This is a genomic window from Methylobacterium sp. E-025, assembly GCF_022829705.1.
Lineage (GTDB): Bacteria > Pseudomonadota > Alphaproteobacteria > Rhizobiales > Beijerinckiaceae > Methylobacterium.
This window is the reverse complement of record NZ_JAKSYR010000109.1, coordinates 19,229-44,158: the sequence shown is the minus strand read 5'-3', so window position 1 is coordinate 44,158 and position 24,930 is coordinate 19,229. Positions and strand designations below refer to the sequence as shown.

At 72.6% G+C, this 24,930-nt stretch carries 27 protein-coding genes, 1 tRNA gene and 1 pseudogene; 19 read left to right on the top strand and 10 right to left on the bottom strand.

Features of this window, described 5'->3' with window-relative positions; genetic code table 11:
- Positions 1 to 72 precede the first annotated feature (72 nt).
- Positions 73 to 378, bottom strand: a pseudogene (locus MKK64_RS28445) (acyltransferase family protein); the annotation flags it as partial.
- Positions 379 to 619: 241 nt separating this feature from the next.
- Between MKK64_RS28445 and MKK64_RS14935 the strand changes: the two are divergent.
- From MKK64_RS14935 to MKK64_RS14910, 6 genes are all read left to right on the top strand, one after another.
- Positions 620 to 1,048 carry a helix-turn-helix domain-containing protein gene (locus MKK64_RS14935; protein ID WP_147727688.1) on the top strand — a complete coding sequence of 143 codons (429 nt, stop codon included), beginning with the start codon at positions 620 to 622 and terminating at the stop codon, positions 1,046 to 1,048.
- A 114-nt stretch (positions 1,049 to 1,162) separates the two neighbouring features.
- Positions 1,163 to 1,609 carry a CHRD domain-containing protein gene (locus tag MKK64_RS14930; RefSeq protein WP_243935696.1) on the top strand — a complete coding sequence of 149 codons (447 nt, stop codon included), beginning with the start codon at positions 1,163 to 1,165 and terminating at the stop codon, positions 1,607 to 1,609.
- Between the two features lie 66 nt (positions 1,610 to 1,675).
- Entirely contained in the window at positions 1,676 to 2,014 is a 339-nt protein-coding gene (locus tag MKK64_RS14925) for a hypothetical protein (RefSeq protein ID WP_147843737.1), read from the top strand.
- 111 nt (positions 2,015 to 2,125) lie between these two features.
- A complete protein-coding gene (locus MKK64_RS14920) occupies positions 2,126 to 3,055 on the top strand; it encodes an aldo/keto reductase (RefSeq protein WP_243935695.1) in 930 nt (309 codons plus the stop codon).
- Positions 3,045 to 3,785 carry an NADPH-dependent F420 reductase gene (locus MKK64_RS14915; protein ID WP_243935694.1) on the top strand — a complete coding sequence of 247 codons (741 nt, stop codon included), beginning with the start codon at positions 3,045 to 3,047 and terminating at the stop codon, positions 3,783 to 3,785. Before MKK64_RS14920 ends, MKK64_RS14915 begins: the two co-directional genes overlap by 11 nt.
- A 78-nt stretch (positions 3,786 to 3,863) precedes the next feature.
- Complete coding sequence (locus MKK64_RS14910; protein WP_243935693.1) at positions 3,864 to 5,213, top strand: NTP/NDP exchange transporter; 1,350 nt, start codon at positions 3,864 to 3,866, stop codon at positions 5,211 to 5,213.
- A gap of 15 nt (positions 5,214 to 5,228) precedes the next feature.
- Here MKK64_RS14910 and MKK64_RS14905 read toward each other — a convergent pair whose 3' ends face one another.
- Positions 5,229 to 5,393, bottom strand: coding sequence for a hypothetical protein (locus MKK64_RS14905; protein ID WP_187276682.1), 165 nt, complete (start codon positions 5,391 to 5,393; stop codon positions 5,229 to 5,231).
- Between the two features lie 197 nt (positions 5,394 to 5,590).
- On the opposite strand from MKK64_RS14905, the gene MKK64_RS14900 reads away from it, so the two are divergent.
- The 8 genes from MKK64_RS14900 (at position 5,591) to MKK64_RS14865 (ending at position 10,284) form a co-directional block, all read left to right on the top strand.
- Entirely contained in the window at positions 5,591 to 6,025 is a 435-nt protein-coding gene (locus MKK64_RS14900) for a hypothetical protein (RefSeq protein ID WP_243935692.1), read from the top strand.
- Positions 6,022 to 6,426 (top strand): hypothetical protein, encoded by a 405-nt coding sequence (locus MKK64_RS14895; RefSeq protein WP_147727278.1) that lies wholly within the window; start codon positions 6,022 to 6,024, stop codon positions 6,424 to 6,426. Before MKK64_RS14900 ends, MKK64_RS14895 begins: the two co-directional genes overlap by 4 nt.
- A 106-nt stretch (positions 6,427 to 6,532) precedes the next feature.
- On the top strand, positions 6,533 to 6,793 hold the full coding sequence (locus tag MKK64_RS14890) for a hypothetical protein (protein ID WP_147859544.1): 261 nt from the start codon (positions 6,533 to 6,535) through the stop codon (positions 6,791 to 6,793).
- Between the two features lie 112 nt (positions 6,794 to 6,905).
- A complete protein-coding gene (locus MKK64_RS14885; RefSeq protein WP_243935690.1) occupies positions 6,906 to 7,313 on the top strand; it encodes a DUF2934 domain-containing protein in 408 nt (135 codons plus the stop codon).
- Between the two features lie 181 nt (positions 7,314 to 7,494).
- Entirely contained in the window at positions 7,495 to 8,811 is a 1,317-nt protein-coding gene (locus tag MKK64_RS14880) for an AmpG family muropeptide MFS transporter (protein WP_243935688.1), read from the top strand.
- 116 nt (positions 8,812 to 8,927) lie between these two features.
- On the top strand, positions 8,928 to 9,218 hold the full coding sequence (locus tag MKK64_RS14875; protein ID WP_147727282.1) for a hypothetical protein: 291 nt from the start codon (positions 8,928 to 8,930) through the stop codon (positions 9,216 to 9,218).
- 4 nt (positions 9,219 to 9,222) lie between these two features.
- Positions 9,223 to 9,897 (top strand): HAD family hydrolase, encoded by a 675-nt coding sequence (locus MKK64_RS14870; protein ID WP_243935686.1) that lies wholly within the window; start codon positions 9,223 to 9,225, stop codon positions 9,895 to 9,897.
- A gap of 177 nt (positions 9,898 to 10,074) precedes the next feature.
- On the top strand, positions 10,075 to 10,284 hold the full coding sequence (locus MKK64_RS14865) for a hypothetical protein (RefSeq protein ID WP_147843412.1): 210 nt from the start codon (positions 10,075 to 10,077) through the stop codon (positions 10,282 to 10,284).
- A gap of 155 nt (positions 10,285 to 10,439) precedes the next feature.
- Here the strand turns inward: MKK64_RS14865 and MKK64_RS14860 are convergent, their stop codons facing one another.
- The 3 genes from MKK64_RS14860 to MKK64_RS14850 form a co-directional block, all read right to left on the bottom strand.
- Entirely contained in the window at positions 10,440 to 10,751 is a 312-nt protein-coding gene (locus tag MKK64_RS14860) for a hypothetical protein (RefSeq protein ID WP_243933454.1), read from the bottom strand.
- A 127-nt stretch (positions 10,752 to 10,878) separates the two neighbouring features.
- Positions 10,879 to 11,259, bottom strand: a complete 381-nt coding sequence (locus MKK64_RS14855) for a DUF6481 family protein (protein ID WP_147727286.1) — start codon at positions 11,257 to 11,259, stop codon at positions 10,879 to 10,881.
- A 311-nt stretch (positions 11,260 to 11,570) separates the two neighbouring features.
- Complete coding sequence (locus MKK64_RS14850; RefSeq protein WP_018043862.1) at positions 11,571 to 11,780, bottom strand: cold-shock protein; 210 nt, start codon at positions 11,778 to 11,780, stop codon at positions 11,571 to 11,573.
- A 565-nt stretch (positions 11,781 to 12,345) separates the two neighbouring features.
- Between MKK64_RS14850 and MKK64_RS14845 the strand changes: the two genes are divergently transcribed.
- Positions 12,346 to 14,268 carry an autotransporter assembly complex protein TamA gene (locus tag MKK64_RS14845; RefSeq protein ID WP_147843414.1) on the top strand — a complete coding sequence of 641 codons (1,923 nt, stop codon included), beginning with the start codon at positions 12,346 to 12,348 and terminating at the stop codon, positions 14,266 to 14,268.
- On the top strand, positions 14,268 to 18,638 hold the full coding sequence (locus MKK64_RS14840) for a translocation/assembly module TamB domain-containing protein (protein WP_243935685.1): 4,371 nt from the start codon (positions 14,268 to 14,270) through the stop codon (positions 18,636 to 18,638). Before MKK64_RS14845 ends, MKK64_RS14840 begins: the two co-directional genes overlap by 1 nt.
- Positions 18,639 to 18,651: 13 nt before the next feature.
- On the opposite strand, the gene MKK64_RS14835 is transcribed toward MKK64_RS14840, so the two are convergent.
- Together MKK64_RS14835 and MKK64_RS14830 are read right to left on the bottom strand one after the other, a co-directional pair.
- Positions 18,652 to 19,035 (bottom strand): hypothetical protein, encoded by a 384-nt coding sequence (locus tag MKK64_RS14835; RefSeq protein WP_243935684.1) that lies wholly within the window; start codon positions 19,033 to 19,035, stop codon positions 18,652 to 18,654.
- 365 nt (positions 19,036 to 19,400) lie between these two features.
- The gene (locus tag MKK64_RS14830) at positions 19,401 to 19,814 is read right to left on the bottom strand and encodes an EF-hand domain-containing protein (RefSeq protein ID WP_147726351.1); all 414 of its coding nucleotides are present in this window, start codon (positions 19,812 to 19,814) and stop codon (positions 19,401 to 19,403) included.
- Positions 19,815 to 20,108: 294 nt separating this feature from the next.
- On the opposite strand from MKK64_RS14830, the gene MKK64_RS14825 reads away from it, so the two are divergent.
- The 3 genes from MKK64_RS14825 to MKK64_RS14815 all read left to right on the top strand — a co-directional run bounded on the left by MKK64_RS14825 (position 20,109) and on the right by MKK64_RS14815 (position 21,490).
- A complete protein-coding gene (locus tag MKK64_RS14825) occupies positions 20,109 to 20,609 on the top strand; it encodes a peptide deformylase (RefSeq protein WP_243935683.1) in 501 nt (166 codons plus the stop codon).
- 125 nt (positions 20,610 to 20,734) lie between these two features.
- Positions 20,735 to 21,157, top strand: coding sequence for a hypothetical protein (locus tag MKK64_RS14820; protein WP_243935682.1), 423 nt, complete (start codon positions 20,735 to 20,737; stop codon positions 21,155 to 21,157).
- Positions 21,158 to 21,316: 159 nt separating this feature from the next.
- Complete coding sequence (locus MKK64_RS14815; RefSeq protein WP_147843076.1) at positions 21,317 to 21,490, top strand: metallothionein; 174 nt, start codon at positions 21,317 to 21,319, stop codon at positions 21,488 to 21,490.
- Positions 21,491 to 21,511: 21 nt separating this feature from the next.
- On the opposite strand, the gene MKK64_RS14810 is transcribed toward MKK64_RS14815, so the two are convergent.
- From MKK64_RS14810 to MKK64_RS14800, 3 genes are all read right to left on the bottom strand, one after another.
- Positions 21,512 to 23,644: a TonB-dependent receptor gene (locus MKK64_RS14810; protein ID WP_243935681.1), complete on the bottom strand. Its 2,133-nt coding sequence runs from the start codon at positions 23,642 to 23,644 to the stop codon at positions 21,512 to 21,514.
- 126 nt (positions 23,645 to 23,770) lie between these two features.
- Positions 23,771 to 24,703 (bottom strand): AEC family transporter, encoded by a 933-nt coding sequence (locus MKK64_RS14805; protein ID WP_243935680.1) that lies wholly within the window; start codon positions 24,701 to 24,703, stop codon positions 23,771 to 23,773.
- A gap of 112 nt (positions 24,704 to 24,815) precedes the next feature.
- Positions 24,816 to 24,908 (bottom strand) — tRNA-Sec (locus tag MKK64_RS14800).
- Positions 24,909 to 24,930 lie beyond the last annotated feature (22 nt).

The following is a 24,930-nucleotide window of genomic DNA, read 5'->3' as shown; positions in this document are numbered from 1 at the left end:
AGACCCGCGAGGGCCGCGCCCGGCGTGATCCCCACGGGATTCGGGCCGCCGAGGGCGAAGAATCCCCAGCGTGACCCCCGAGCAGACGAGGAAGGCGGGATACAGCCGCGCGACCCGCCGCACGGCGTAGTCTCCGAGGGACGGCGTCCGCCCGAGCGTACCGGCAATCACCAAACCGCTCAGGATGAAGAACAGCTCGACGCCGAAATGCCCGGCGGCGAAGCTCGGAACGCGGTCGACATGCGGCCCGATGCGGCCTTCGTAGCTGAAGAGGTAATGGTGCAGCATCACCGCCGTTGCGGCGAGACCACGCAGGGCGTCGATGGATCGGATTCGGCCGATGGGGCGGACGGGGGTGTTGCCCGAATCAATCGACATACTTTAGGTACGTTTTCCGCAACGCGTTCCCGTCACGCCATGACAGCGCGGTTGCCTTAAGAAACGTTGACCCCTGCCGTGCGGGATACCGGCCATTCGAAAAAAGCGTGGCTGCACCGTTGGAAAGGTATAGATTGATACCACGAATACAGCGCTCCTCTTGATTGTATTCCGAGAGCGCCGGTTACACCGCACATCCGGGCATCCCGCCCGACAGCACGAACCCTGTGAGGCCAGCCCCATGACGACCGCGGAACAGAAGAAGCCGACCGATGCCGACCACACCGTCGGCAACCGCATCGCGGTGCTTCGGGCCGCCCGCGGGATCAGCCAGACCGCCCTGGGCCAGGCGCTGGGGGTGAGCTTCCAGCAGGTCCAGAAGTACGAGAAGGGCCGCAACCGCGTCGGCGCCGGCCGCCTGCAGACGATCGCCGACCATCTCGGCGTCCCGGTCTCGACCTTCTTCGAGAGCGAGCCCGGCGAGGCCCGCAGCTTCGAGGACGGCACGAGCCTGCCCTTCCTCGGCATCGCCGGCGCCGCGGAGCTGCTGAAGGCCTACGCCGCGATCGCCGACCTGCAGATGCGCCGCGACGTCCTGGCGATGGTGAAGTCCGCCGCCCGGATCGCCCGCGCCAGCACGCCCGACGCGTCCGCTTCCGACATCGCCTGACACGCGGGCCGACGCCACGGCGCCGGCCGCACGCGACAACGTGATCGCCGGGCGCTCCGATGCGCCTATCTTCCCGGATGCGAGCCACGCCGGCTTGCCGAAAGGGAGGATCCGATGATCCGCACCGTCCGCGGCGGCTTCGCCGCATTGGCACTGTCCGCCTTCGCGCTGTCCGCGACCGTCTCCGGGGCGTCGGCAGCCGAAGGCTTGGCGTACCGGGCCGCGCTGAAGGCAGGCTCGGAAGTGCCCGCCAACGACAGCAAGGGCACCGGCGAGATCTCGGCGACCTACGATCCGGCGAGCAAGACGCTGACCTGGAAGGGCAGCTACAATGGGCTGACCGGGCCCGTGACGGCCGCGCATTTCCACGGTCCGGCCGAGGCCGGCGCCAATGCCGGCGTGCTGATCCCGGTGACCGCCGCCGCCAGCCCGTTCGAGGGCTCGGCCACGATCGACGACGCCAAGGCGGCCGACCTCGTCGCGGGCAAGATCTACGTCAACCTCCACACCGCCGCGAACCCGAAGGGCGAGATCCGCGGGCAGGTGGTGCGCGCGCCGTAGGCCTTTTCCGGGCCGCGCGCTTTCTGTAGGCCGCTCGCCGGGGGACGGCATGCGGAGGCTCGGTCGGTGAAGCAATCGGACGCCATCATCGCCTGGACGCCGGCGCGCTGGGCCGAGCTGCGCCCGGACACCGCCGGCCAGGTCGCGGTGCTGCCCCTCCCCGACACGGAGGGCGCGGCCAAGCGCTTCCTGATGCGCGGCGGGGCCGGATCCTCGGCCCTCCAAGCCCTGACGGGGGAGGCGCGCATCGCCCGCCTGTTCATCGACTTCCAGACCCTGGTGGTGCGCGACGGCCTCGACCCGCAGGCGGTGCACCGGGCGTTCCTCGCCATCGACGAGTACCGGTTCCGCATCGCCCCCGACACGGAGGGCGCGGAGTTCGAGGATCCGCCGGAAGAGGATTGATCGCAGAGCCGCCCGAACGGCTCGCGGAGTCACAATCGAGAAAAGGCGGGCGCTTACTCACGGTTGCCCTAGTTGAGTCCCGGCACGCTTTGCGCCACGGAGCCTTCCGCGATGCCTCTCGCAGCCTTTCCCGCCCCCAGCGGCCTGTCCCGCCGCGCGCTGATCGCCGCCGCCGGGCTGATGCCCTTGGCCCAAACCCTCGCGGCGGAGGAGGCGCTGATCCGCCGGCCGATCCCGTCGACGGGCGAGCTGCTGCCGGTGGTCGGCATCGGCACCTCGCGCCGCTACGAGGTCGCGCCGACGCCGGACGCCGTCGCGCCGCTGCGGGCGGCGGTGGAGCGCTTCGTGGCGCTCGGCGGATCGGTGATCGACACCGCCCCGAGCTACGGCACGGCAGAGGACGTGCTCGGCCTCATCCTCCCGGACGGGGCCCTGCGCGAGAAGGTGTTCCTGGCGAGCAAGGTGGACACCACCGGCCGCGAGGCGACGCGCGCCGAGTTCGAGCGCTCGCTGGCGCGGATGAAGGTCGCGCGGATCGATCTGCTGGCCGTGCACAACCTGATCGACGCGACCGAGAACCTCGCGGTGCTGCGCGACCTCAAGGCCGAGAAGCGGATCCGCTACCTCGGCGTCACGGTCTGGCGCGACGGGCAGTTCGACGGGCTGGAGCGGGTGATGCGCGGCGAGACCCTCGACGCGATCCAGGTCAACTACGCGATCGACAACCGCGAGGCCGCCGAGCGCATCCTGCCGCTCGCCGCCGACCGGGGGCAGGCGGTGATGGTCAACGTGCCGTTCGGGCGCGACCGCCTGTTCAAGGCGGTCCAGGGCAAGGCGGTGCCGGACTTCGCCAAGGGCTTCGGCTGCGAGACCTGGCCGCAATTCTTCCTGAAATACGTCCTCGGCCACCCGGCCGTGACCTGCCCGATCCCCGGCATGGCGAAGGTCGCCTACGTCGAGGACAACCTCGCCGCAGCCCGCGGGCGCCTGCCCGATGCGGCCGAGCGGAAACGGATGGAGGCCTTCATCGATGCGCTCTGACCTTTTGGGACTTTCCCGTCGTGCCGCGCTCATCGCCGGCCTCGCATGCCTCGCGTTTCCGGCGATGGCGCAGGAAGCATCCAAGAAAATCCGGATCGGCGTGATCGGCTCGGGCAACATCGGCGGCACGATCGGGAGCCTCTGGGTCAAGGACGGGCACGAGGTGATGTTCTCCTCCCGCCATCCCGAGACCCTGAAGGCCCTGATCGAGGCCCTCGGGAGCAAGGCCAAGGCCGGCACGCCCGAGGAGGCGATCGCCTTCGGCGACGCGGTGCTCGTGGCGGTGCCGTACAAGGCCTATCCGGAGCTCTCGACATCCTACGCCGCCGCGCTCAAGGGCAAGGTCGTGCTCGATGCCGGCAACGCCACCAAGGCGCGCGACGGCGAGCTCTACGACGAGGTCCAGGCCAACGGCATCGGCGCCACCTCGGAGAAGTACTTCCCCGGCGCCAGGCTCGTCCGGGCGTTCAACGCCGCCAACTACAAGGTCTTCGCCAAGGAGGGCGCCAACGGCGGGGCCGACCGGGCCGGCGGCCGCATGGCGATCCCGATCGCCGGCGACGACGCCAGCGCCCTCAAGGTCGCCGAGGGCCTCGTGCACGATGCCGGCTTCGACCCGGTGGTGGTCGGCGGCCTCAAGGACGCGAGCAAGTTCGCCATGGGCTCGCCGGGCTTCGGCCACGAGAAGACCGCGCCGGAGCTGCGCAAGGCCCTCGGGCTGACGCCGTGACGATGGCCACCGGGCAACTCCCTCTCCCCTCTGCGGGGGAGGGCGCGTCGGAGCCGGTCCTTGCAACAAGTTGACCCGATGAATCACGCAACGCCGCCGAGCGAGGCCGCGCCTTCGAACGCCCTCGCGCGCCTGATCGGCGTCCGGCCCGGAGAGGGGCCGGCCCTGGCCTGGTCCTGGGCCTACATCTTCTCGATCCTGGCCGCCTACTACGTCCTGCGGCCGATCCGCGACCAGATGGGCGTGGCCGGCGGCATCGAGAACCTGCCCTGGCTGTTCACGGCGACGCTGGTCGGGATGCTGGCGCTGAACCTGCCCTTCGCCTGGCTGGTCAAGCGCATGCCGCGCGCGCGCTTCGTGCCGCTGACCTACCGGTTCTTCGGCGCCAACATCCTTTTGTTCGCGCTGGCGCTCTACCTCGCCCCGCCGGACTGGGACGTGTGGATCGGGCGGGTGTTCTTCGTCTGGCTCTCGATCTTCAACCTGTTCGTGGTGTCGATCTTCTGGGCGACCATCGTCGACGTGTTCTCGACGAGCCAGGGCAAGCGCCTGTTCGGCTTCATCGCGGCCGGCGCGACGCTCGGGGCGATCGCCGGCTCGGCGACGACCGCGCTGCTCGCCAAGACCGTGCCGACCTGGGGCCTGATGCTCGGCGCGGTCGCGCTGCTCGAATGCGCCGTGTTCAGCATGCGCGGGCTCGCCCGCCTGTCGGAGCGGCTGCGGCAGGCGCCGTCCGGCGGGCCGGAGCAGGGGACGGGACAGGTGATCGGCGGCAGCGTGCTCGCCGGCGTCACCCGGACGTTCGCCTCGCCCTACCTCCTGAACATCTCGCTGTTCCTGCTGCTGTTCTCGGTGACCTCGACCTACCTGTATTTCCAGCAGGCGGCGATCGCCAAGGCGAGCTTCCCCGACCGGGCGGCGCAGACGGCGTTCTTCGCCGGCGTCGACCTGGCGGTGAACGTGCTGACGCTGGGGGTGCAGTTCTTCCTCACCGGGCGGATCGTGCGCCGGATCGGCGTCGGGCTCACCCTGGCGATCCTGCCCGCGCTGAGCATCCTCGGCTTCGGGCTGCTGGCGCTGGCGCCGTCCATCGCCGCCATCGTCGGGTTCCAGGTGCTGCGGCGGGCGGGCAACTTCGCGATCAGCCGGCCGATCCGCGAGGTGCTGTTCACGGTGGTGCCGCGGGAGGACCGCTACAAGGCCAAGAGCTTCATCGACACGGTGGTCTACCGCCTGGGCGACCAGGCCGGCGCGTGGTCCTATGCCGGCCTCGGGGCGCTCGGGTTCGGCGCGGCGGCGGCCTCGGTGGTGGCGGTGCCGCTCTCGGCGGCCTGGCTCGTCAACAGCCTGTGGCTCGGGCGGGCGCAGGAGCGGCGCCACCGTGCCGCGCGGGCGGCCGAAGCCCCCGGCTACGCCGACGGGATCTGAGGACCGGCCGGCGGCTCAGCGGCGGCGGGCGCGCACCCGGACCGGCCGCAGGACGGGCGCGCCCGCGTGGCGGTCGCCGAGCGCCCGGCCGACGAGGCCCGCGACGCCGATCGCCGCGCATCCGGCGAGCGCCGCGGCGACGCCCTGGCCGAGCCATTCGACAAACCCGAGGATCGCCATGCAACAGCCCTCCGAATCCTGCTCCAAGCTGAGCGCCCGACGGTTAACGAAATGTTAATGCGCCGACGCCGCATCCCCGCCGCACAGCCGCCGCCCCGGGACGGGATCTGTCCGGCACCGCAACCGTTAAGCCGACGTTAACCCTGGCGCTTCGATGGAGCGTCGGACGCGACCGGCCTAGGGGAGGTCTCGAAGGCATGACCTGCTGGTCCGATTCGCGGCCCGTCCTGTGGCTCGCCCCGGCGCTCGCCCTCGTGAGCCTGCCCCTTATGATCGGTCCCCTTGCGATCGGGCCCGCCTCGGCGCAGGAACCGCTCTTCCTGCGCATCCGCCCCTCGGATGCGCCTCCGCCCGCGATCGGCTCCGGCGGGGTCGATCCGGAGATCGCGGCGGCGCGGGCGGCGCGCGAGGCGGTGTGGGAGCGCAGCACCGTCCGCGCGAACATCGCGATCGCCTCGGTCTGCACCGGCTGCCTCGGACGGCCGCCGGCGCCGACGCCCCTGCGGCCGGACCGGCCGCGGCCCGCCACCCCGCCGGAGAGCGCGCGCGCCGCGCTCGCTCCGGCCGAACCTTCCCCCGACGCGGCCGCCGGCCCTGCCGCGGACCCGACATCGACCCGAGGTGATCCATGACCCAAGCCCATCCGACCAGCGGCGCCGAGCCCGATGCCGCCTGCCCGGTCTCCCTGGAACTGCTCGGCGAGGTCTACCGGGCCGACGAGTACGACTTCCCCGAGATCGTCGCCGGCATCGCGCCGCTGAAGCGGGCGCAGCTCGCCGCCTACCTCTACGGCAAGAGCCACATGCACCAGCTCGGCCTGAAGGTGGCCCGCGCCTGCGAGCGCGAGGACCTGATCCGGGTCGCCGGCGAGGTCGGATCGGTGATCCACGGGCAGGCGCACCTCAAGCCCGCGCCCGCCCCCGTCCCGGTGGTCGAGGCCGGCGCGCCGAAGCCGAAGAAGGTCAGCCTCGGCGGGCCTGCCAAGAAGATCAGCCTCGGCGGCTCGGCCGCCAAGGGCCGCAGCTTCGACTGAAGCCCCTCTTTCTCGTCGGCCCGGATACGGCACCGGTGCCGCGCGGAGGGAGCCCGCGGCGCGCCGGTGCCGCTCGTCGCGCGCGCCTCGCCTGGAGTGTCAACGCATGTACGGTTCTTGGTTCAAGCTCGGGATGGACGCCACGATGCTGGCGTTCGAATCGCAGCAGGTGATCGGCATGCGGCTGATGATGCTCTCGGCGGGCGGGGCCGTCGGCCAGGCCGAGGCGCAGCGCATGGTCACCGAGAAGGTCGTGGCGGCGGGCGAAGCCGCGCTGATGATGGCGTCCGGCGCCTCGACCGCCAAGGTCATCGCCGGCTACCGGCGCAAGGTCCGGGCGAACGCGCTCCGCCTGTCGAAGCGCTGACGACCCCGCGCCGGCGCACGGATTCGCGCCGGCTTCGCACCGCAACACCCGTTAACCCTGCCTTAACCACCGGCTTTCATCGTTTCCCCGGGACAGCAACGGGAGACGAGACATGGACCTGATCGAGCACCGGGTGCGCGAGCGCGCCTACTACATCTGGGAGGACGAAGGCCGCATCCACGGCCGGGCGGACGCCCACTGGCTGCGCGCCGAAGCCGAGATCGCCGCGCCCGCGCCGATCCTGACGATCGAGGCCGTCGCCGAGACCAGCCTCGCCCCGAGCCCGGCCAAGACCCTGAAGCCCCGCGCCAGCCGCGCCAAGGCCATTGCGAAGCCCGCCGAGGCCGCCGCGAAGCCTGCCGCCAAGACCGCTGCCAGCAAGACCGCTGCCGCCAAGCCGGCCCCGAAGGCCGCCGCGTCCAAGATCGCGGCCCCCAAGGCTCCGAAGGCGCTCGCGGCCGCCAGCCTCGCCGCCAAGCCGAAAGCCGCCCGCGCCTCGACCGGCGCCAGCCTGCACTGAGCCGCCGCCGAGGCCTCGAAACTCGACCGCAAGAGCCCGCCCCTCGACCGAGGGGCGGGCTCTTGCCGTTTCGAGGACCCGCTCGGCCCCTTCCCGGATGGCCCCGGATGCGGGATACGCCGATCCTGCAGGCGCGAGGGACGGATCCCCGAATCTCCGTAAGCCAGGGGTTGTGGTTCGCATGCCAGACGCCGTGAGCGGGGCCGACGCGCCCGCATCCGCCAAGCCGTCGGTCCTGACCCACCTCGCGGATCGCCGCATCGTGGCGATGCTCGGGCTCGGCTTCAGCTCCGGGCTTCCGTTCCTGCTGGTCTACGTCACGCAGTCGGCGTGGCTGTCGGAGGCGAAGGTGCCGATCGGCATCCTCGGGCTGCTGAGCGAGCTGACGCTGGCCTACAAGTTCAAGTTCCTCTGGGCGCCGTTCCTCGACCGCTACGACGCCCCGATCCTCGGGCGCTGGCTCGGGCGGCGGCGCGGCTGGATCGTGGCGACGCAGCTCGGCGTGGCGCTGACGCTCGCCGGCATCGCCTTCGGCGACCCGGCCGACTTCCTCGCCTGGACGGTGGTGTTCTCGCTGGCGCTGGGATTCGCCGGCGCGACCCAGGACGTGGTGATCGACGGCTGGCGCATCACCGCGGCGGCGCCCGAGCGGCAGGCGCTGATGTCGTCCTTCGCCGAGGTCGGCTGGCGGGTCGGCAACCTCGCGGCGGGCGCCGGGGCGCTCTACCTCGCCGACGCCTACGGCTGGCGCGCCGCCTACCTGTGCATGGCCGTGCTGATGGCGCCCGGGATGATCGCGGCCCTGATCGCCCCCGAGCCGGAACCCGCCCGACCCGCGGCGCACGAGCGCGCCGGCTTCGTCGAGACCGTGGTCGCGCCGATCCGCGAGCTGGTGACGCGGCTCGGGCCGATGGCGGTGCCGATCCTCGTGATGGTCGCGGGCTTCCGCATGCCCGGCTACGTGTCGAGCGCGATGGCGATGCCGCTGTTCAAGAGCCTGCACTACTCCAACACCGACATCGCCACGGTGACCAAGCTGTTCGGCTTCGGCGTCGCGCTGGCCGGCACGTTCCTGGCGAGCTTCGTCGTGCCGCGGATCGGGATCCTCGCGAGCCTCGTCGCGGGCACCGTGTTCGGCTCGGCCTCCCACCTCGCGCTCGCCTACCTCGCGATCCACGGCGGTGACGGGGGAGCGGCGTTCTGGACCTTCGCGATCGCGGTCAGCGTCGACAGCTTCGCCTACGCCTTCGCCTCGATCGTGCTGATCACCTACATGTCGTCGCTGGCCGCGAGCGAGCACGCCGCCAGCCAGTACGCGCTGCTGACCTCGCTGTGCGCGCTCCCCGGCAGCCTGCTGGCCAGCGCCTCCGGCTTCATCATCGCCGATGTCGGCTTCGCCTGGTTCTTCGTCGGCACGGCGCTGATCGGCGTGCCGGTGGCGCTCCTGTGCGCCTATGTCTGGCACGTCCATCCGCGGACGGAGGCGCCGGCGGCGTGAGTCCGCGACGAGGGCCGTGGAACGGCGGCGAAGCTGTGCCGTTGTCCGACGAGAACCCTGCACCGGCCGGGATACGCGCGCGCCCCGCGCGCCGCCCTTTCCGACACGAGGACCCGATGACGCTCCGCACAGCCGGCCTTCTGCTCGCCCTGCTCGCCGTCCCGGCCGCCGCGCAGGCGCAGGTCTATCGCGACCGCGCGCCGGCTGGCCCGCTCGGCGAGACCGTGCCGATCACCGTCGGCGGCCGCGCGCCCTGGCAGCCGGCCTGGGCCTACGATTCCGGCGGCGACAACGACCGGCGGCCGGAACTGCCCTATTACCAGCAGGGCCGCGGCCAGCAGACCGGCGGCCCCACGCGCAACCTGCTGCCCGACGACGGCCTGCGCCTCGTCCCGATCCCGCGCTGAGCCGATGAAAGCCGCGATCTTCGACATCGACGGGACGCTGCTCGACAGCGTCGACCTTCACGCGGAGGCCTGGGTCGAGGCCTTCCGCCACTTCGGCATCGAGACCGACGTCGCCAAGGTCCGCAGCCAGATCGGCAAGGGCGGCGACGAGCTGATGCCGGTCTTCCTGTCGGAGGCGCAGCTGCGCGACCAGGGCGAGGCGATCGAGGCCTACCGCTCCGACCTGTTCAAGCGCGCCTACCGCGACCGGGTGAAGCCGTTCCCGGGCGTGCGCGCCCTGTTCGAGCGGATCCGCGCCGACGGCACGACGATCGCGCTGGCCTCCTCGGGCAAGCGCAGCGAGGTCGAGCACTACCAGGACGTGCTCGGCATCGCGGACCTCGTCGACGCGGCGACGAGCTCGGACGACGCCGAGCGCTCGAAGCCCCATCCCGACATCTTCGAGGCGGCGCTGAAGCGGCTCGAAGGCATCGACCGCGCCGAGATCGTGGTCCTGGGCGACACGCCCTACGATGCGCAGGCCGCCGGCAAGGCCGGGCTCGCCACCGTCGGCCTGCTGTGCGGCGGGTTCCCCGAAACCGACCTGAAGGCGGCCGGCTGCATCGCGATCTATCGCAGCCCGCAGCACCTGCTCGAAGACTTCGAATCCTCGCCGCTGGCAAAGCGCAAGACGATCTGACGTCGAATCCGGTGCGCGCCCGCGATTGTCCCCGCAATCCTGGCATGCGTGTGGCCCGGATGCGACGCGGTCTCGCGCCGGCTACGGACAACGCAGGATAAGACTGGCGCGGGTGGCGCGAAAGGCGTAGCCACCCCGCCGGAACTTCCTGGGATCCTTCTAGGGACGGGGCGGATCATGCGTCAGACGGCCGAGACCAGCGTACAGACCTGGAATCCCTGCAGCGACAGGCCTCTCCACGAGCGGATCGCGGAGGCGGTCCAGAGCCGCGCCACGCCGATCAGCCAGCTCCTGCGCCTGATGTCGGCCCTCGACGCCGAGGGCAACGCCAACGAGAACCTGCGGCTTCAGCTGCGTGCCCGCATCGGCGCGCCGCTCAGCGCCTGAGGCCGACCCGCCCCGATGGGGGCCCGGCGTCGACGACGGTCCCGGCGATGCGCCCGCCGCCGGGGTGAGCCGGAGCAGGACGGCTGCCGGCGCCTCCCCGCAGCTCGGCGCGACGCATCGACCGACCCGCAGGCCGTCGTCCTGACTTCAGCTCCTCAAGGCTGAACCCAGAGGCAGGCCGGCTCGCCCTTCACCGCAAGGCATTCGAACGGCGCGCCGCCGATCATCGCGCGGTGCTCGACCGCGCCGACGTCGGCGCGCCGGATCGCCTTGCAGCCGGGCCGGGTGCCGGCCTGGGCGAGGGCGGCGGCGCGGTCGGGGGCGGCGGTCGTAAGGAGGCGGAGCGACACGAGGGTATCGCAGGCCGCGACCCGATCGTCCGGCTGCGCGAGCGCGGGGGTGACGAGCATCGCGGCCAGCCCGATGCCGGCCCGGCACGCACGCCGTCGGAAATGCCGCTCGTTCATATTTCCCTCGGCGGTCTGCGGACAGGCGGGACGGCCGCGCGAGGCGCGAAGGTCCGGAAGAAACGGCAACGCCGTCCGCGGCGGGCGGACGGCGCTGTCTGGCGGCCGATGCGACGCGGCGTCCGCGTCAGCGCTTGGTCTTCACCTTGGCCTTGCGGGCGGCATAGCGGGCGTCGCGGAGTTCCTTCTTCGCGGCGAGCTCGGCGGCCTTGCGCTCCTGCAACGCCGCGGCCTCGGCGGCCTCGCGGGCGATCTGGGCGGCGAGCTCGGCCTCCTCGCGGGCGCGCTTCTCTTCCGCGGCCTGCTTCTCGGCGGCGATGCGGGCGGCTTCGCGCTCGCGGAGACGGGTCTCGCGGGCCTGGACGAGCTCGGCCCGGGCCTTGGCCTTGGCGATCATCTCGGGGTCGTCGGCCGGGGGGCGCGCCTTGAACTTGGCGAGCAGGGCAGCCTTGGCGGCTGCGGAATTCTGGCGGCGGTCGTCGAAATTACGATAGTCGAATGCGCTCATCTGACCTTTCTCGTACGGTGTCTCACTTCGGGTTTCGGGAGCGTCCGCGACGGATCAATCCGCGGGACGGGGCCGGGGGAACGGGCCCTTCAGCAAATCGGATTCGGCAAGCCTGATTCCGCCTCGCGGCGAATCGAAAAAGCCAATGACCGACGGATGGGCGGCGTGCAACCTGAGCTGCATTCGGAAATCGCCGCGATGGGTGACAATCGTCGTCGCGCCGTCGCAAATCCAGGGACAGATGCGGATATGCCGCAGCGGGACGATCGACGCCCCCGGACCGCTCCGTCCGGAGGCGTCGCTGTCGCGGATCAGGCCGCCTGGAGGTTTCCGGCCGACTGCTTGCCGGTGCGCCGGTCGTTCTCGATCTCGTAGGAGAGCTTCTGGCCCTCGATCAGGTTGCGCATGCCGGCGCGCTCGACGGCGGAGATGTGGACGAACACGTCCTTGCCGCCGTCATCCGGCTGGATGAAGCCGTAACCCTTGGTCTCGTTGAACCATTTCACGGTGCCCGTGCTCATGGCGCCTACCTCCGTCGTATCGATGTGTTGAGCCTGCCGGCCCGAGCGGCTGTCCACGCGCGGGGGTGGGCGAAGCAGGTTGGATGTCGAGATGGAATGTCAGTCGAAGCGACGCCCTTGCAAGTGGCTAAAGGGACAGCGGGCGGAGCAACCCGGCGGCGGCCGGCAAGCATCGACGCACGCTGGAGTTAGGTCGCGGCCTGCCGTCTGACAAGAGTCCGGCCGACAGTCCCGGCGCCGCCCCCTGCGAAGGCCGCCGAAGGTTGCCGCAGCCGGCCCGGCCGTCTAGGTTCGGCCCGGTGCGCGATGGGGTCCGGACGGAGGGTCCGGCGCCCGATCACCCCGGATCCGGCTCGGGCGGGGGACCACCGGCAGCGACCTTCCTTAAGGCCTGCTCCGGCATGATCGGCATCGCGACGAGGGGGGACTTCGAGATGAGCGCGACGGAATTTCCGCACGCCGCGGACGTGCAGCGGACGGCCGGCCCCTGCGCGTGACGCGACGGAACCCGGATCGCGCCACCACCGTCCCGCGCGGCTGCAACGGCGCCTTCGCCGGCGCCGTCATGGCCGCCGGCCTGTCCCTGGCCGCCTCGCCGGCCGCGGCCTTCGACCTGTTCGGGTTGTTCGGCTCCGAGGAGGAGCCCCTGGCGCCGAGCGCCACCGCACTGCCCTACGCGCTGAAGATCCAGGGCACCGACGATTCCGACCTGGAGAAGACGCTGGAGGACACCTCGACCCTCCACCGCCTGCGCCGCGAGCCGCCGCCGGACGGGGAAGGGCTGGTGCGCCGCGCCGAGGCCGACCTGCGGCGCCTGCCCGATGCGCTCTCCGGCTACGGCTACTACGCCGGCCGTGTCACCGTCCGGATCGAGGAGGTGGTGCTCGGCGGCGAGGCCTCGCTGATCGCCGCCGCGCGGGCGGCGGATGCCGAGCGCGCCCGCGCCCTGGTCCCGGTCCGCATCGCGGTCGATGCCGGGCCGCTCTACACCCTGCGCACCGTCACCGTGCGCGACCCGCAAGGCGCCGCCTTCCCCGAGGAGGTGCTGCCGAAGCGCTTCACCCGCGTCGACGACGAGACGCCGGCGCGCTCCAGCCTCGTGCTCGCCCGCGAGGCGAAGATCGTCGACCGCTTCCGCGAGCGCGGCCACCCCTTCGCCAAGGTGGTGTCGCGCGATCCCGTCGTGGACGACGCCGCCCACGTCATGGACGTGACCTTCACCGTCGATCCCGGCCCGCAGGCCGGCCTCGGCGCGGTCACGGTCCGCGGCACGAAGGACATCGACCCGGCGGTGGTGCGCTCCTTCATCGACGCGGAGCCGGGCGACCCGTACTCGCCGAAGGCGCTCACCGACATGCGCCGGGCGCTGGTGAAGGTCGAGGGCCTCGGCTCGGTGCGGGTGCGCGAGGGCGAGGCGCTGGATGCGCAGGGCAACCTGCCGATCTTCGTCGACGTGACCGAGCGCGACCGCAACCTGATCGGCGTCTCGGCCCGCTACTCCACCGTCGACGGCCCCGGCATCCGCGCGACCTACGCCAACCGCAACCTGTTCGGCGGCGGCGAGACGATCCGGCTCGACGCCGACCTGTTCTACCTCGGCAACGATCTCTACGCCACGCAGCGCAAGCTCGCCGGCATCGAGTCGAACGGGCTCGGCGGGCGCCTGTCCGCCACCTTCGTGAAGCCGGCGCTCTGGGGCACCCGCAACGACCTGATCGCCAACCTGTTCGCGGGTCGCGAGGCGCAGCAGAGCTACGTCGCGGACGCCGCCGGCGGGACGCTCGGCGTCCGCCACCGCTTCTCGGACACGTTCTACGCGCAGGTCGGCGTCGAGGGGCAGGCGGGCCGCGCCCAGGACGCGCTCGGCAAGGTCGATTACCGCCTGGTCGGCATCCCGGTCTCGGTGTCCTACGATTCGACCGACAACCTGCTGGACCCGACCAGGGGCGTCCGGCTGACGGCCTCGGCGACGCCCTATGCCGGCTTCCTCGGCTCCGATCCGTCGATCTTCGTCGCCAAAGCGCAGGGCTCGACCTACTACGCCCTGGACGAGGACGCGCGGTACATCCTCGCCGGCCGCCTCGGCTTCGGCTCGATCTCCGGCGCGAGCCTGGAGGACATCCCGGCCAACATCCGCTTCTTCGCCGGCGGCGGCGGCTCGGTGCGCGGCTTCCCCTATCGCACGCTCGGCCCGCGCGGGCCGTTCAACCTGCCGGTCGGCGGCCGAAGCCTGCTGGAAGCCTCGTTCGAGGCCCGGATCAAGGTCACCGACACGATCGGCGTGGTGCCGTTCTTCGATGCCGGCACGGCGTTCGCCGGCTCGCTCCCCGACTTCGACGAGCGCATCCGCACCGCGGTGGGCCTCGGGCTTCGCTACTACACCGGCATCGGCCCGATCCGCGTCGACGTCGCATTCCCCCTCGACCGGATCAAGGGCAACCACGAGCGCCCGGTCGCCCTCTACATCAGCCTCGGGCAGTCGTTCTGATGGGGATTCGGGATCGGTTCGCGCGCGTTCTCCCTCCCCCCGCAGGGGGGGGAGGGATCCGCGTCGCCGTCGCGATCCTGCTCGTCCTCGGCCTCGCCGCGCCCGCGGCCGTCACCCAGGCCGCCGACGAGGCCGAGAAGACCGTGCTCGGCGGGCTGCTGTCGCGCGCGCTCTCCACCCCGTCGTCGCGCGTCGCCATCGGCGCGGTCGACGGCGCCCTCTCGTCGGACGCCACGATCCGCGACGTGGCGATCAGCGACCGCGACGGGGTCTGGCTGAAGCTCGACCGGGCGCGCATCGTCTGGCGCCGCCTCGCGCTGCTCTCCGGCCGGCTCGAGGTCGACACCCTCGAGGTCGGCCGGCTCGACGTGCTGCGGCGCCCGGTGCCCTCCGCCGTCGCCGCGACGCCGGAGCCCGACGGCACCCTGCTGCCGGACCTGCCGGTCAAGGTCGAGATCAAGGACTTCTCGCTCGCCGAGCTCGTCCTCGGCGAAGGGCTCGCCGGGCAGCCGGCGCGGCTCTCGGCCAAGGGCCGGGCGAAGCTCGGCGCGCCGTCCGAAGGGCTCGACCTCGACGCGGCGGTGCAGCGCCAGGATGCCGGCGGCCGGTTCGGCCTCAAGCTGCTGTTCGTGCCGCAGGGCGAGCGCCTGGAGCTGAAGGCGACCCTGAACGAGCCGGCCGGCGGCCTGCTCTCCAGGGGCCTGAACATGCCCGGCGCCCCGCCTGTCGACCTCGACCTCGACGGCCGCGGGACGCTGGACGCCTGGAACGCCCGCCTCGACTTCTCCGCCGGCGAGACCATCGGCGCCCAGGGCGGCGCCCGGATCTCGCGGGTCGGGGCCGAGCGGCGCCTCGCCCTCGACCTCGCCGCGCGCATCGAGGGCCTGCTTCCAGGCCCGGCCGCGGCGGTGTTCTCCGGCACGACCAAGCTCGACGGCGCCCTCGGGTTTTCCGATGGCGGCGCGCTCAGGATCGACCGGCTCGAGCTGACCTCGCGGACCGCCCGCCTCGACGCGCGCGGCACCCTGGACGCGGCACGGAACGCCGACTTCACCCTCCAGGCCCGCGCCGTGCCGACCGAGGGCGGGGTGACCCGGGCCGCCGACAGCGAGCTCAAGACCCTGGTGTTCGACGGCAGCCTGAAAGGCCCGCTCGCCCGGCCGCACGTGGCGGGCAGCCTGAAGGCCGCCGGCCTGCGCACCCGGGACAGCGCCCTGGACCTCGTCGAAGCCCGGCTCGCGGCCGAGCCCGCCGCGGCCGACCGCTTCGACCTCAGCGCCGACGCCCGGGTCGAGGGGCTGACGCTGCCCGACCCCGCCCTGCGGCGGGCGCTCGGCGCACGCGCCGCCTTCGACTTCCGCGGGACCCTGGAGCCCGACAACGCGGTCGCGGTCTCGCGCCTGCACGTCGAGGCGCCGACGATGCGGGCGGACTATGCCGGCCGCGTCGGGCGCAACACGCTCACCGGCACGGTCGAGGCCGCGCTGTCAGACCTTTCGGCCTTCTCCGACCTCGCGGGCCGGCCGCTCGCCGGAAAGCTGTCGGGCACGGCCAAGCTCGGCGGCGATCCGGCGCGGAAGGCCGTGACCGCGGAGGTGGATGTCCGCACCGAGGCGCTGTCCCTCGGGCGACCGGCGCTCGACGGGCTGCTCGGGGCGGCCCCGCGCGTCACCGGGCGCCTGTCCCAGGTCTACGACGGCTACGCCTTCGACGGCGCGAAGCTCGAGGGCGCGGCCGTCGTCGCGCGCCTCGACGGCCGCGCCACCGCCCGGGTCGCCGACGCCAAGCTCGACGTCGACCTGAAGGACCTGTCCGCCCTCGACGACGCGCTCGCCGGGCGGGCCGGGCTGTCCGGGCGGCTCTCGGGGACCCTCGAGCATCCCGACCTGTTCGCCCTCGTCAGCGCGTCCGAGGCCAGCGCCATGGGCCGCCCCGTGCGGGGCCTGAAGGTCGAGGCGACCCTCAAGGACCTGACCGGCGCGCTCGACGGCACGGTCGCCCTCGGCGGCACCGTCGGCGGCAAGCCGCTGCAGGGAGGGGCCCACCTCGCGCGCTCGGGGGCCGACTGGCGCCTCGACCGGCTCGGTCTCGGACTCGGCTCGGTGACCCTCGACGGCAGCGCCGCGCTCGACGCCGCGACCCGGCTGACGGAGGGCGCGGTCCGGCTCAAGGCGGCCGACCTCGACGACCTCACGCCGCTGGCGCTGACGCGGCTCGCCGGCCACCTCGACGCCGACATCGCGCTGTCCCGCGCGAGCGGCCGGCAGGACGCGACGATCCGCGCGACCGGCGCGCGCCTGCAGGCCGGCGCGATCGGCCTCGCCCGGCTCGACGCGGACCTGACGGGACAGGACCTTCTCGGGGCGCCGCGGATCGACGGGCGGGCCGAGGCCGACCGCATCGTCGCCGCCGACCAGATCCTCGACACGGTGCGCCTGACGGCGGCGGGCTCCCCGGTGGCGACCGATCTCGTGCTCAAGGCGCGCGCCCGCGGCTTCGACCTCGACGGCGCCGCCCGCCTCGTGCCGGGCCGCGGTTCGGACGCGGCCACCCGGATCGACCTGCTGCGCGTCTCCGCCGCGCGGGGCGCCGACCGGCTGGCGCTCGCGGGCCCTGCGACGGTGACCCTCGAAGGCGGCGGCGCGCGGATCGATGACCTGACGATCGCCGCGGGCGGCGGCCGCGTCACCGTCGCGGGCAAGGCCGGGCGCGACAACGACCTGACGATCGGCATCCGCGCCCTGCCGCTGGCGCTCGCGCGCATCGCCGCGCCCGGCCTGGCGCTGAGCGGCACCCTGGACGGCGAGGCCGCGATCCGGGGGCCGACGGATCGGCCGCAGGGGCACTACGCCCTCACCGTCGCCCGCCTCGTCACGCCGGAGACGCGCAAGGCCGGCCTGCCGCCGATCGAGGCCCGGGCGTCGGGCGACCTCGGCGACGGCCGGATCGGGCTCGACGGCCGCATCACCGCGGGGCCCGGCGTCGCGATGACCCTGTCCGGCTCTCTGCCGGCGGCGGCCGGCGGCAGCCTCGCGGTGAAGGCGCGGGGAACGCTCGACGCGGCGCTGGCCAACAGCCTGCTCAGCGTCGGCGGCCAGCGGGTCGCCGGGCGGGTGGCGATCGATGCGGGGGTGACGGGCACGCTCGCCGCACCGCGGGCGGAGGGCAGCGCGACGCTCTCGGGCGGCAGCTTCACCGACCCGCTCAACGGCATCCGGCTGACCAACATCGAGGGCCGCGCCACGGGGCGCGGCGACGCGGTCGTGCTGGAACGCCTCACCCTGGCGACCCGCAACGGCGGGACGCTGCGCGCCGACGGCCGCGTGGCGCTCGAGCCCCAGGCCGGGTTCCCGGGCACGATCCGCATCGCGGGCGAGCGCGCCGAGCTGATCTCGAGCCCGCTGATGACGGCGGTGGCGAGCCTGAACCTCGCGCTCTCCGGCCCGCTGTCGCGCACGCCGCGGATCGCCGGCCGCGTCGACGTGGTCTCGATCGACGTGTCGGTGCCCGACCGGCTGCCGGCGACGGTGCAGCCGCTGCCGGGCATCCGCCGGGTCAACACCCCGCCCGACATCCGCGCCCGGCTCGACGCCAAGGCCCTGCGCGGGGCGCAGGTGGCGGCCGTGGGAAGACGCGGCGCGCGCGGCAAGCCCGCAGTGCCGTTCGACGCCACCCTCGACGTCGCGGTGAGCGCTCCGAACCGCATCTTCGTGCGCGGGCGCGGCATCGACGCCGAGCTCGGCGGGAGCTTGCGCGTCACCGGCACCTCGCGCGACCCGAACGCGAACGGCGCGTTCGAGCTTCGGCGCGGGCGTCTCGCGGTGATCGGGCAGCGCCTCGACTTCACCCGCGGCCGCGTGACCTTCGGCGGCGCCATCGCGGCCCCCGACCTCGACTTCGTCGCCGAGACCAAGGCCACCGACATCACCGCCCGCATCGCGGTCTCGGGGCCGGCCGACAGCCCGGCCTTCGCGATCTCCTCGGACCCGAGCCTGCCGCAGGACGAGGTGCTGTCGCGGCTGCTGTTCAAGAAGGCGTCGGGCAGCCTGTCGCCGTTCCAGGCGCTGCAGCTGGCGCAGGCCGTGTCGCAGCTCTCGGGCGGGGCAGGGGGCGTCGACGTGTTCGAGGCGGCGCGCAAGGGCCTCGGGCTCGACAGCCTCGACGTCTCGACCGGGACCAGCGGCAGCCCGGCGCTCGGCGCCTCGCGCTACCTCAGCGATCGCCTCAGCGTCGGCATCAAGGCCGGCGCCAAGCCGGCCGACACGGGCGCGACCATCGACTACGACGTGACGCGCCGGGTGAAGATCCAGGGCGAGGCCGGCAGCGACGGCCGCACCAGCGTCGGCGTCGGCGCGGAATGGGAGTACTGAGCGCGCGACGCGCTCAGTGGCGGGCGAGGCCGGCCTGCTTCGGGCCGACGGCCTGGGCGAGGCGCCGGCCGACATGCAGCATCGCCCTCTCGATCAGGGCGAGCGTCGGCGGATCGTTGTCGAGCTTGGCGTACTCGTAGGCGACGATCAGGCCGTCGGCGATGCCTTCGAGCAGGCTGACGGTCTCGCTGGCCGCGTCGGCCAGTTGACGGAACGGATCGCCGGCCGTCCCCTCGGCGGCCCGAGCCTCCGCACTGTGAGCCTCGGCGACGTGAGCCGTGCAGCGGTCGAGGATCCCCTGCGACGCCTCGATCGTCTTGCGGGTCTCCTCGATGATCTCGCGCATCTCCGCGACGAGGGAAGGCTGGTCCGCGACCTTCGGGTGATCGATGCTCATGCTGATATTGCCCCCACGACGGAGCAAGCTTGCATCCTATGGTTGAGATGCGTCAACAGGATTCGCATGTCGCGCGACGTCGCACGGTCGGCCGCAAGGGGACGGTGCCAAGGGGACGGTGCCAAGGGGACGGTGCCAAGGGGACGGTGCCAAGGGGACAGTGCCAAGGGGACAGTGCCAAGGGGACAGTGCCAAGGGGACAGTGCCAAGGGGACAGTGCAAGGGTCCGGTGGAGGCGGGTGCAGGACGGGAAGCGGAACCGGACGTGCGTCAGGAAGCGTCCGAACGAAAACGAGCCGCGCCCGTTTCCGGGGCGGCTCGCAGGTGGCACATCCGACGCGACCCCGCAGGGTCGCGCCCGAGGGTCACTTGATCAGCATCAGCAGGGCCTTGCCGGCGGGGGACTTCAGCTCCTTGGCGTCGAGCGTGCCGTCGTTGTCCGGGTCGGCGGCCTGGAAGCGGTCGGCGACGGCGGCGAGGTATTCCTTCTTGTCGATCGTGCCGTCGTTGTCTGGGTCGGCCTTCTTCAGGCCGGCGGCGCTCAGGCGGCCCTTCAGCTCCTTCTTGTCGAGGGTGCCGTCAGCATCCTTCTCGAGGCGATCGAAGGTCGCCGAGGCGGTCGCCTCGATCTCCTTCATGTCGACGGTGCCGTCGTTGTCGGTGTCGATCATCTTGACCGCCTGGGCGCCGGTCATCGGCTTGGCGAAGGCGACGGGGGCGGTCATGGTGGCCGAGGCCAGGACGAGAGCGGCGAAGGTGCTGGAAAGACGAAGGGTCATTGCCGAATTATCCCGAAATGTGTTGCGCGAACTTCCTACGCGTGACGATTGCACTGCACAAGCGATTTCTCTCGATCGATCGCTGAGGTTGCCCATGGCGCGTCCCACGCCGAAGGCGGGGCGAGCCCGGCGCGACATCCCTGCGGGCGCGGGCGCGAGCCCAACGCGCCATCGTCCGCGTCGTTGCGAAGGCTCGCCGAATCGCCATCGTCCCGACGCACGGTGCGCCCCGAACGGCCGACGCGGGGGCCGGCGTGCCGCCCGCCCCACCCTCCAGCGCGAGACCCCGATCCGATGGCAGCCCGTCCGCTGATCTTCTATCCCGACCCGCGGCTGGACGTGCCGTCCGACCCCGTGACGGCCTTCGATGCCGATCTCGGCGACCTCGCCCGGGACGTGACGGAGACCCTCGATTCGGCCGCGGCCGCCGGGTTGACCGCGGCGCATCTCGGCGTGCGGCGGCGCCTCGTCGTGCTGCGCCCGGAGCCGGGCGGGCCGGCCATGGTCTACGTCAACCCCGAGATCGTCGACCGCTCGCCCGAGCGCGTCACGGCGCGGGAGGGCAGCGTCTCGATGCCGGGCGTGTCCGAGCCGGTCGAGCGGGCGGCCACGATCCGGGTGCGGTTCCAGGATCTCGACGGCGTCGCGCAGGAGGAGGCGGCCGAGGGGTTTCGGGCCGCCTGCCTCCAGCACGAGATCGACCAGCTCGACGGCATCTTCTGGATCGCCCGCCTCTCGCGCCTGCGCCGGGAGCGGGCGGTGAAGCGCTTCGCCAAGCTGCGGGCGCAACCGTGAGCGCGATCCCGTCTCGAGGCCATCCGACCTTGGGCCGCGCCGTGCCGGCCACGCCCGCTCGATCACGGAGGCTTGACGCCGGGACAGAGGCTTGGCCCGATGCCGGCCTGCGCTTAGGAGGAGGCATGCGTCTCGCGATCCTGCTCGCCACGTCCCTGTCCGCCCTGGCCGTATCCCGGCCCGTGCAAGCCCAGGCGCCGGGCAGGCCGGCCAAGCCGGCGCCGGCCGTGCAGGGGCCGGTCTCCGCACCGGTGATCGCGTGCCCGTCGCTGGCGAACTACCGTCTCCTGCGGCGGGAAGCGCCCGACGAGGCCGCCGCGCTCGCACGCCTGGGCGATGTCAGGGCCGACCACCTCGGCTGCACGGCGTTTCCGCGGGATCGGATCGCCGCGCTCGCCGAGCACGTCGCCCTCGGCGGCGCGCAGTACGATTGCCTAGCCCTGCAGGGCACCGCGATCTGCCAGTGGACGGCGACCGGCACCGTCGACCTGCCGGTGCCGGCCAAGTCGCAGCCGAAGCCGTCGGCCGCCGACAGGGGCCGACGCTGAGGCACCGTCCGGGGCGCGCGGCGGCGATGCCGGGGACGGCGCCGGGAGCGCGTTCGCGACCGGGCCCGGCTGCGCTCGCGTCCTGGACCGGATGCACGCGCCGGCTGTAACGTTCCAGTCCCGGCCGCCTTCCGCGGCGCGGATCAGGACGCGAGACCGATGGCACCGACCGACTCCGAGACCGTCCCCTGCGCCTGCCCCGACTGCGTCTGCGAGGTTGCGCCAGGCCATGGCATCGCGCGCGCGGGCAAGACCTTCTGCTGCGAGGACTGCGCCGCCGGCCACCCGGACCATGCCGGCTGCGGCCATTCGGGCTGCGCCTGCCACGGCTGAGGCCGCGGGTTCCTGAGCCGGTCAGAACCGCGCGGTCAGGAAGATCCGGACGTTGCGCCCGGCGAGCAGGATCTCGTCCTTCTTGAACGAGGCCGAGTTGCGGATGCGGTCGTCGAGCAGGTTGCGGCCGGCAAGGCCGAGCGTCACCGCGCTCGCGCCGTAGACCGCCGGGTCGAGGGGCTTGGTGTAGCTCACCTCGGCGCGCAGGTCGTCGAAGCCGGGCGTCGTCGTCTCCAGCGGCGCGACCTCGGTGTGGGCGAAGGCGTGCAGCAGGAAGACGCGGGCGTACCAGCCGTCCGCCCGCACGAACGCGCCGCCGCCGACCCGGTGGGGCGGGATCCGCGGCACGTAGGTGTCGTCGTCGAACTGCGCGCGGACGAAGTCGTACTGCGCCTCGAGGCCGGCCCAGCCGTCGCCCACTGGGATCAGGTCGAGCTGCGCGCCGATCTCGGCACCGTAGAAGGTGGCGTTGCGCTGGGAGTAGACGATCTGCTGCAGCGCGTCGTCGGAGCCGCAGGAGGCGAAGTCGTCGCCGCAGCGGGTGCCGGTCTCGCGCTTGTAGATGAAGCCGGTGTAGCGGGTGTAGTAGCCCGTCGCGTCGAGGCGCAGCGGACCTTCCGCCCGGCGGATGCTGGCCTCGACGGTGCGCGCCCGCTCCTTCTTGAGGTCGGGATCGCCGATCTCGAAGGTCGCGGTCGCGTCGTGCGCCCCGCGCGAGTACAGCTCGAAGGCGGTGGGCGCGCGCTCGACGTAGGACCCGTTCAGGCTCGCGACGAAGCCGTAGGGCAGGTCCTGCAGGGCGCCGAAGCTGAGGCTCTTGGGGGCGAACTTGCGCCGCCGCCCGAAGGCGAGCGGATCCTCGCCCTCGACCGGCAGGTAGCTCCCCGGGAACTGCGTCGCCGTGCCGGTGGAGCGGTCGCCCTCGATCCGCCCGGCGGCCTGGAAGCGCAGGCCGTGGCCGACGTTCAGCTCCTCGAACAGGTAGACGGCGTTCGAGCGGGAATCGGTCGGTGCCAGCAGGGTGCCGGCCTCGCCCGAGGTCCCGATCTCGCGCCGCCCGGCCTGGAGCCCGAGCGCCCCGGTCAGCGTGCCGAGGGCGGTGAAGACCGGCACGTGCTGCAGCTCGACGCGGCCCTCGGCCTCGCGGTTCTTGAAGGTCGCCTGCACCCCGTCGAGCCCGTCCTCGCCGAGGCCGATCTCCTGGTGCTTGTAGACCGAGCCCCCGGCCCAGAACCGGATCACCTCGAACGGTCCCTCGAGCGGCCGAACTTCGCCGCGCGCCAGCACCCGGTCCTGGTTCGGGTTCAGGCGCGTGCGGCTCTCGGCCGCCTCGCCGCCGGGGATCTGGTAGAGCGCGTCGTAGTGGCTGTACGAGATCCCGACGAAGCCGCGGTCGCCGATCACCGACATGCCGACCGCGCCGCCCTGCGAGCGGTTGGCGGAGTTGGCCTGGATGCCGGCGGGCGTGTCGTAGCTGTCGGCGCCGGTCCGGAAGCCGTCGGCATGGACCGCGACGTTCTCCGCGCCCGCATCGACGGTGCCGGCCACGAGCCGGCCGTTGTCGACGCTGGAATACCCGGTGGTGACCTGGCCGGCATAGCCGCGCGGCGGGATGAAGGTCGGCACGCGGTTGTTCTCGGAGGAGACCACGCCGCCGATCGCCTGGCTGCCGTAGCGCAGGGTCGCGGGCCCGCGGATCACCTCGATCCGGTCGGAGACCAGCGGGTTGATCGGCACGCCGTGGTCCTCGCCGAGCTCCGAGACGTCCTGGATGCCGACGCCGTTCTCCTGGATCCGCACCCGGCTGTTGTCGAGGCCGCGGATGATCGGCCGGCTGGCCGCGCCCGGCGCGTAGGTCGAGGCCGAGATGCCGGGCCGGTCCATCAGCGCGTCGCCGAGCGTGCGCGGCTGCTCGCGGGCGATCTGGTCGCGCGTCACCACCGTCACCGGCGAGAAGGTGTCGACGGCCACCGGCAGGATGCCCGCCGGCAGGCTCGCCTCGGGCGCCGCCTTCGGCCCGGGCTGGATCGGGCTCGCCGTGGTGACGCTGAGCTCGGACAGGGCGACCGCGTCCTGCGCCCGCGCCGCACCCGGCAGCAGGCCCAGGCTCAGTCCCAACAGCGTCGCCCGGAATCTCGCTTGCCCGCTTCGCATCACGCCTCGTCACATTATGTTATAATGTTTCAATATGCGGATGTAACACAATAACAAGACAAGAAACGAACCGTGGCGCCGCTCGCGCCCCGGGCGTTGCGGTGCGGCCACAGCCGTATCCCCCGGTCAGCGGATGGCGGCGAGGTAGCCCGAGACGGTGAGGATCGAGACGATCGTCGAGACCAGCACGACGTTCGAGGTCACGGCGGCCTCGCGCCGGTAGAACTCGGCGAGCATGAACGGCCCGGTCCCGGTCGGCAAAGCCGCCATCAGCACGGCGGTGTGCAGCAGCAGCGGCGGCAGGCCGAAGACACGCGCGAGGCCGTAGGCCAGCAGCGGATGCGCCACGAGCTTGAGCCCGACGAGCAGGGCGGTCGCGGCGACCGGGCGTTCGTCCGACACCCTCGGGCGGGCGAGGAACAGGCCGAGCGCGACGAGCGCGCACGGGGCGGCCGAGCCGCCGAGCAGCTTCAGGAAGGTCTCGGCGGGAAGCGGCACGGCCGCGCCCGAGAGCGGGACCAGCGCGCCGAGGGCGGGCGCGATCAGCAGCGGGTTGCGCACGAGCGAGCGGGCGACCTTCAGGACCAGGTCGGAGCGCCGCCCCTCGGCCTGAAGCCCGATCTCGATCAGGACGATGGCGAGCGCGAACACCACGCAGACGGTCATGATCGCGGCGATGGTGGTCGGCGCCAGCGCCGCCGGGCCGAGCGCCACCAGCGCCAGGGGAAAGCCCATGAACCCGGTGTTGGCGTAGGCCGCGTTGAGGCCGTCGATCGCCGCGTCCGCGAGCGGCAGCGGCCGGCGCAGGCGGAACGTCACGGTGGCGGCGAAGACGATCACGCTGCTCAGGCCGAACACCGCGATGAAGCCGGGCTGCCAGATCTCGGCGGCATGGGTGTGGGCGATCACGTCGAAGAGCAGCGCCGGCAGCGCCAGGTAGACGACGTAGCGGTTGAGCTCCGCCGTGGCGCCGTCGCCGAGCACGTCGAGCCGCCGCACCAGCCACCCCGCGAAGATCAGCGCGAAGATCGGCAGCACGACCATCAGGGTCGAGAACATCAGGAAAACCGCGTCCGGGACAGGTCCGTCGCGTCCTAGCCGCGACGGCCGTCCGCACCAAGGCGCGAGCCCCGTCCGGAGGGGCGCGTGGATCGATACGGGGGAGGGCGGTTGGCGGAAGCGGATGGGAATCGAACCCACCGTACGCTTTGGGCGTACCACTGGTTTTGAAGACCAGGAGGGCCACCAGACCCCGTTCGCCTCCGCCGACCGGGATAGCATCGTCC

Excerpts from the sequence above, each read along its gene's own strand:
- MKK64_RS14860 (WP_243933454.1), bottom strand. The coding sequence starts at position 10,751 with ATGAACGAGCGGCATTTCCGACGGCGTGCGTGCCGGGCCGGCATCGGG.
- MKK64_RS14865 (WP_147843412.1), top strand. The coding sequence starts at position 10,075 with ATGCGTCAGACGGCCGAGACCAGCGTACAGACCTGGAATCCCTGCAGC.
- MKK64_RS14850 (WP_018043862.1), bottom strand. The coding sequence starts at position 11,780 with ATGAGCACGGGCACCGTGAAATGGTTCAACGAGACCAAGGGTTACGGC.
- MKK64_RS14915 (WP_243935694.1), top strand. The coding sequence starts at position 3,045 with ATGCGCTCTGACCTTTTGGGACTTTCCCGTCGTGCCGCGCTCATCGCC.
- MKK64_RS14875 (WP_147727282.1), top strand. The coding sequence starts at position 8,928 with ATGACGCTCCGCACAGCCGGCCTTCTGCTCGCCCTGCTCGCCGTCCCG.
- MKK64_RS14910 (WP_243935693.1), top strand. The coding sequence starts at position 3,864 with ATGAATCACGCAACGCCGCCGAGCGAGGCCGCGCCTTCGAACGCCCTC.
- MKK64_RS14830 (WP_147726351.1), bottom strand. The coding sequence starts at position 19,814 with ATGACCCTTCGTCTTTCCAGCACCTTCGCCGCTCTCGTCCTGGCCTCG.
- MKK64_RS14825 (WP_243935683.1), top strand. The coding sequence starts at position 20,109 with ATGGCAGCCCGTCCGCTGATCTTCTATCCCGACCCGCGGCTGGACGTG.
- MKK64_RS14815 (WP_147843076.1), top strand. The coding sequence starts at position 21,317 with ATGGCACCGACCGACTCCGAGACCGTCCCCTGCGCCTGCCCCGACTGC.
- MKK64_RS14820 (WP_243935682.1), top strand. The coding sequence starts at position 20,735 with ATGCGTCTCGCGATCCTGCTCGCCACGTCCCTGTCCGCCCTGGCCGTA.
- MKK64_RS14805 (WP_243935680.1), bottom strand. The coding sequence starts at position 24,703 with ATGTTCTCGACCCTGATGGTCGTGCTGCCGATCTTCGCGCTGATCTTC.
- MKK64_RS14895 (WP_147727278.1), top strand. The coding sequence starts at position 6,022 with ATGACCCAAGCCCATCCGACCAGCGGCGCCGAGCCCGATGCCGCCTGC.
- MKK64_RS14870 (WP_243935686.1), top strand. The coding sequence starts at position 9,223 with ATGAAAGCCGCGATCTTCGACATCGACGGGACGCTGCTCGACAGCGTC.
- MKK64_RS14810 (WP_243935681.1), bottom strand. The coding sequence starts at position 23,644 with ATGCGAAGCGGGCAAGCGAGATTCCGGGCGACGCTGTTGGGACTGAGC.
- MKK64_RS14885 (WP_243935690.1), top strand. The coding sequence starts at position 6,906 with ATGGACCTGATCGAGCACCGGGTGCGCGAGCGCGCCTACTACATCTGG.
- MKK64_RS14845 (WP_147843414.1), top strand. The coding sequence starts at position 12,346 with ATGGCCGCCGGCCTGTCCCTGGCCGCCTCGCCGGCCGCGGCCTTCGAC.
- MKK64_RS14905 (WP_187276682.1), bottom strand. The coding sequence starts at position 5,393 with ATGGCGATCCTCGGGTTTGTCGAATGGCTCGGCCAGGGCGTCGCCGCG.
- MKK64_RS14840 (WP_243935685.1), top strand. The coding sequence starts at position 14,268 with ATGGGGATTCGGGATCGGTTCGCGCGCGTTCTCCCTCCCCCCGCAGGG.
- MKK64_RS14900 (WP_243935692.1), top strand. The coding sequence starts at position 5,591 with ATGACCTGCTGGTCCGATTCGCGGCCCGTCCTGTGGCTCGCCCCGGCG.
- MKK64_RS14880 (WP_243935688.1), top strand. The coding sequence starts at position 7,495 with ATGCCAGACGCCGTGAGCGGGGCCGACGCGCCCGCATCCGCCAAGCCG.
- MKK64_RS14855 (WP_147727286.1), bottom strand. The coding sequence starts at position 11,259 with ATGAGCGCATTCGACTATCGTAATTTCGACGACCGCCGCCAGAATTCC.
- MKK64_RS14930 (WP_243935696.1), top strand. The coding sequence starts at position 1,163 with ATGATCCGCACCGTCCGCGGCGGCTTCGCCGCATTGGCACTGTCCGCC.
- MKK64_RS14890 (WP_147859544.1), top strand. The coding sequence starts at position 6,533 with ATGTACGGTTCTTGGTTCAAGCTCGGGATGGACGCCACGATGCTGGCG.
- MKK64_RS14835 (WP_243935684.1), bottom strand. The coding sequence starts at position 19,035 with ATGAGCATCGATCACCCGAAGGTCGCGGACCAGCCTTCCCTCGTCGCG.
- MKK64_RS14920 (WP_243935695.1), top strand. The coding sequence starts at position 2,126 with ATGCCTCTCGCAGCCTTTCCCGCCCCCAGCGGCCTGTCCCGCCGCGCG.
- MKK64_RS14935 (WP_147727688.1), top strand. The coding sequence starts at position 620 with ATGACGACCGCGGAACAGAAGAAGCCGACCGATGCCGACCACACCGTC.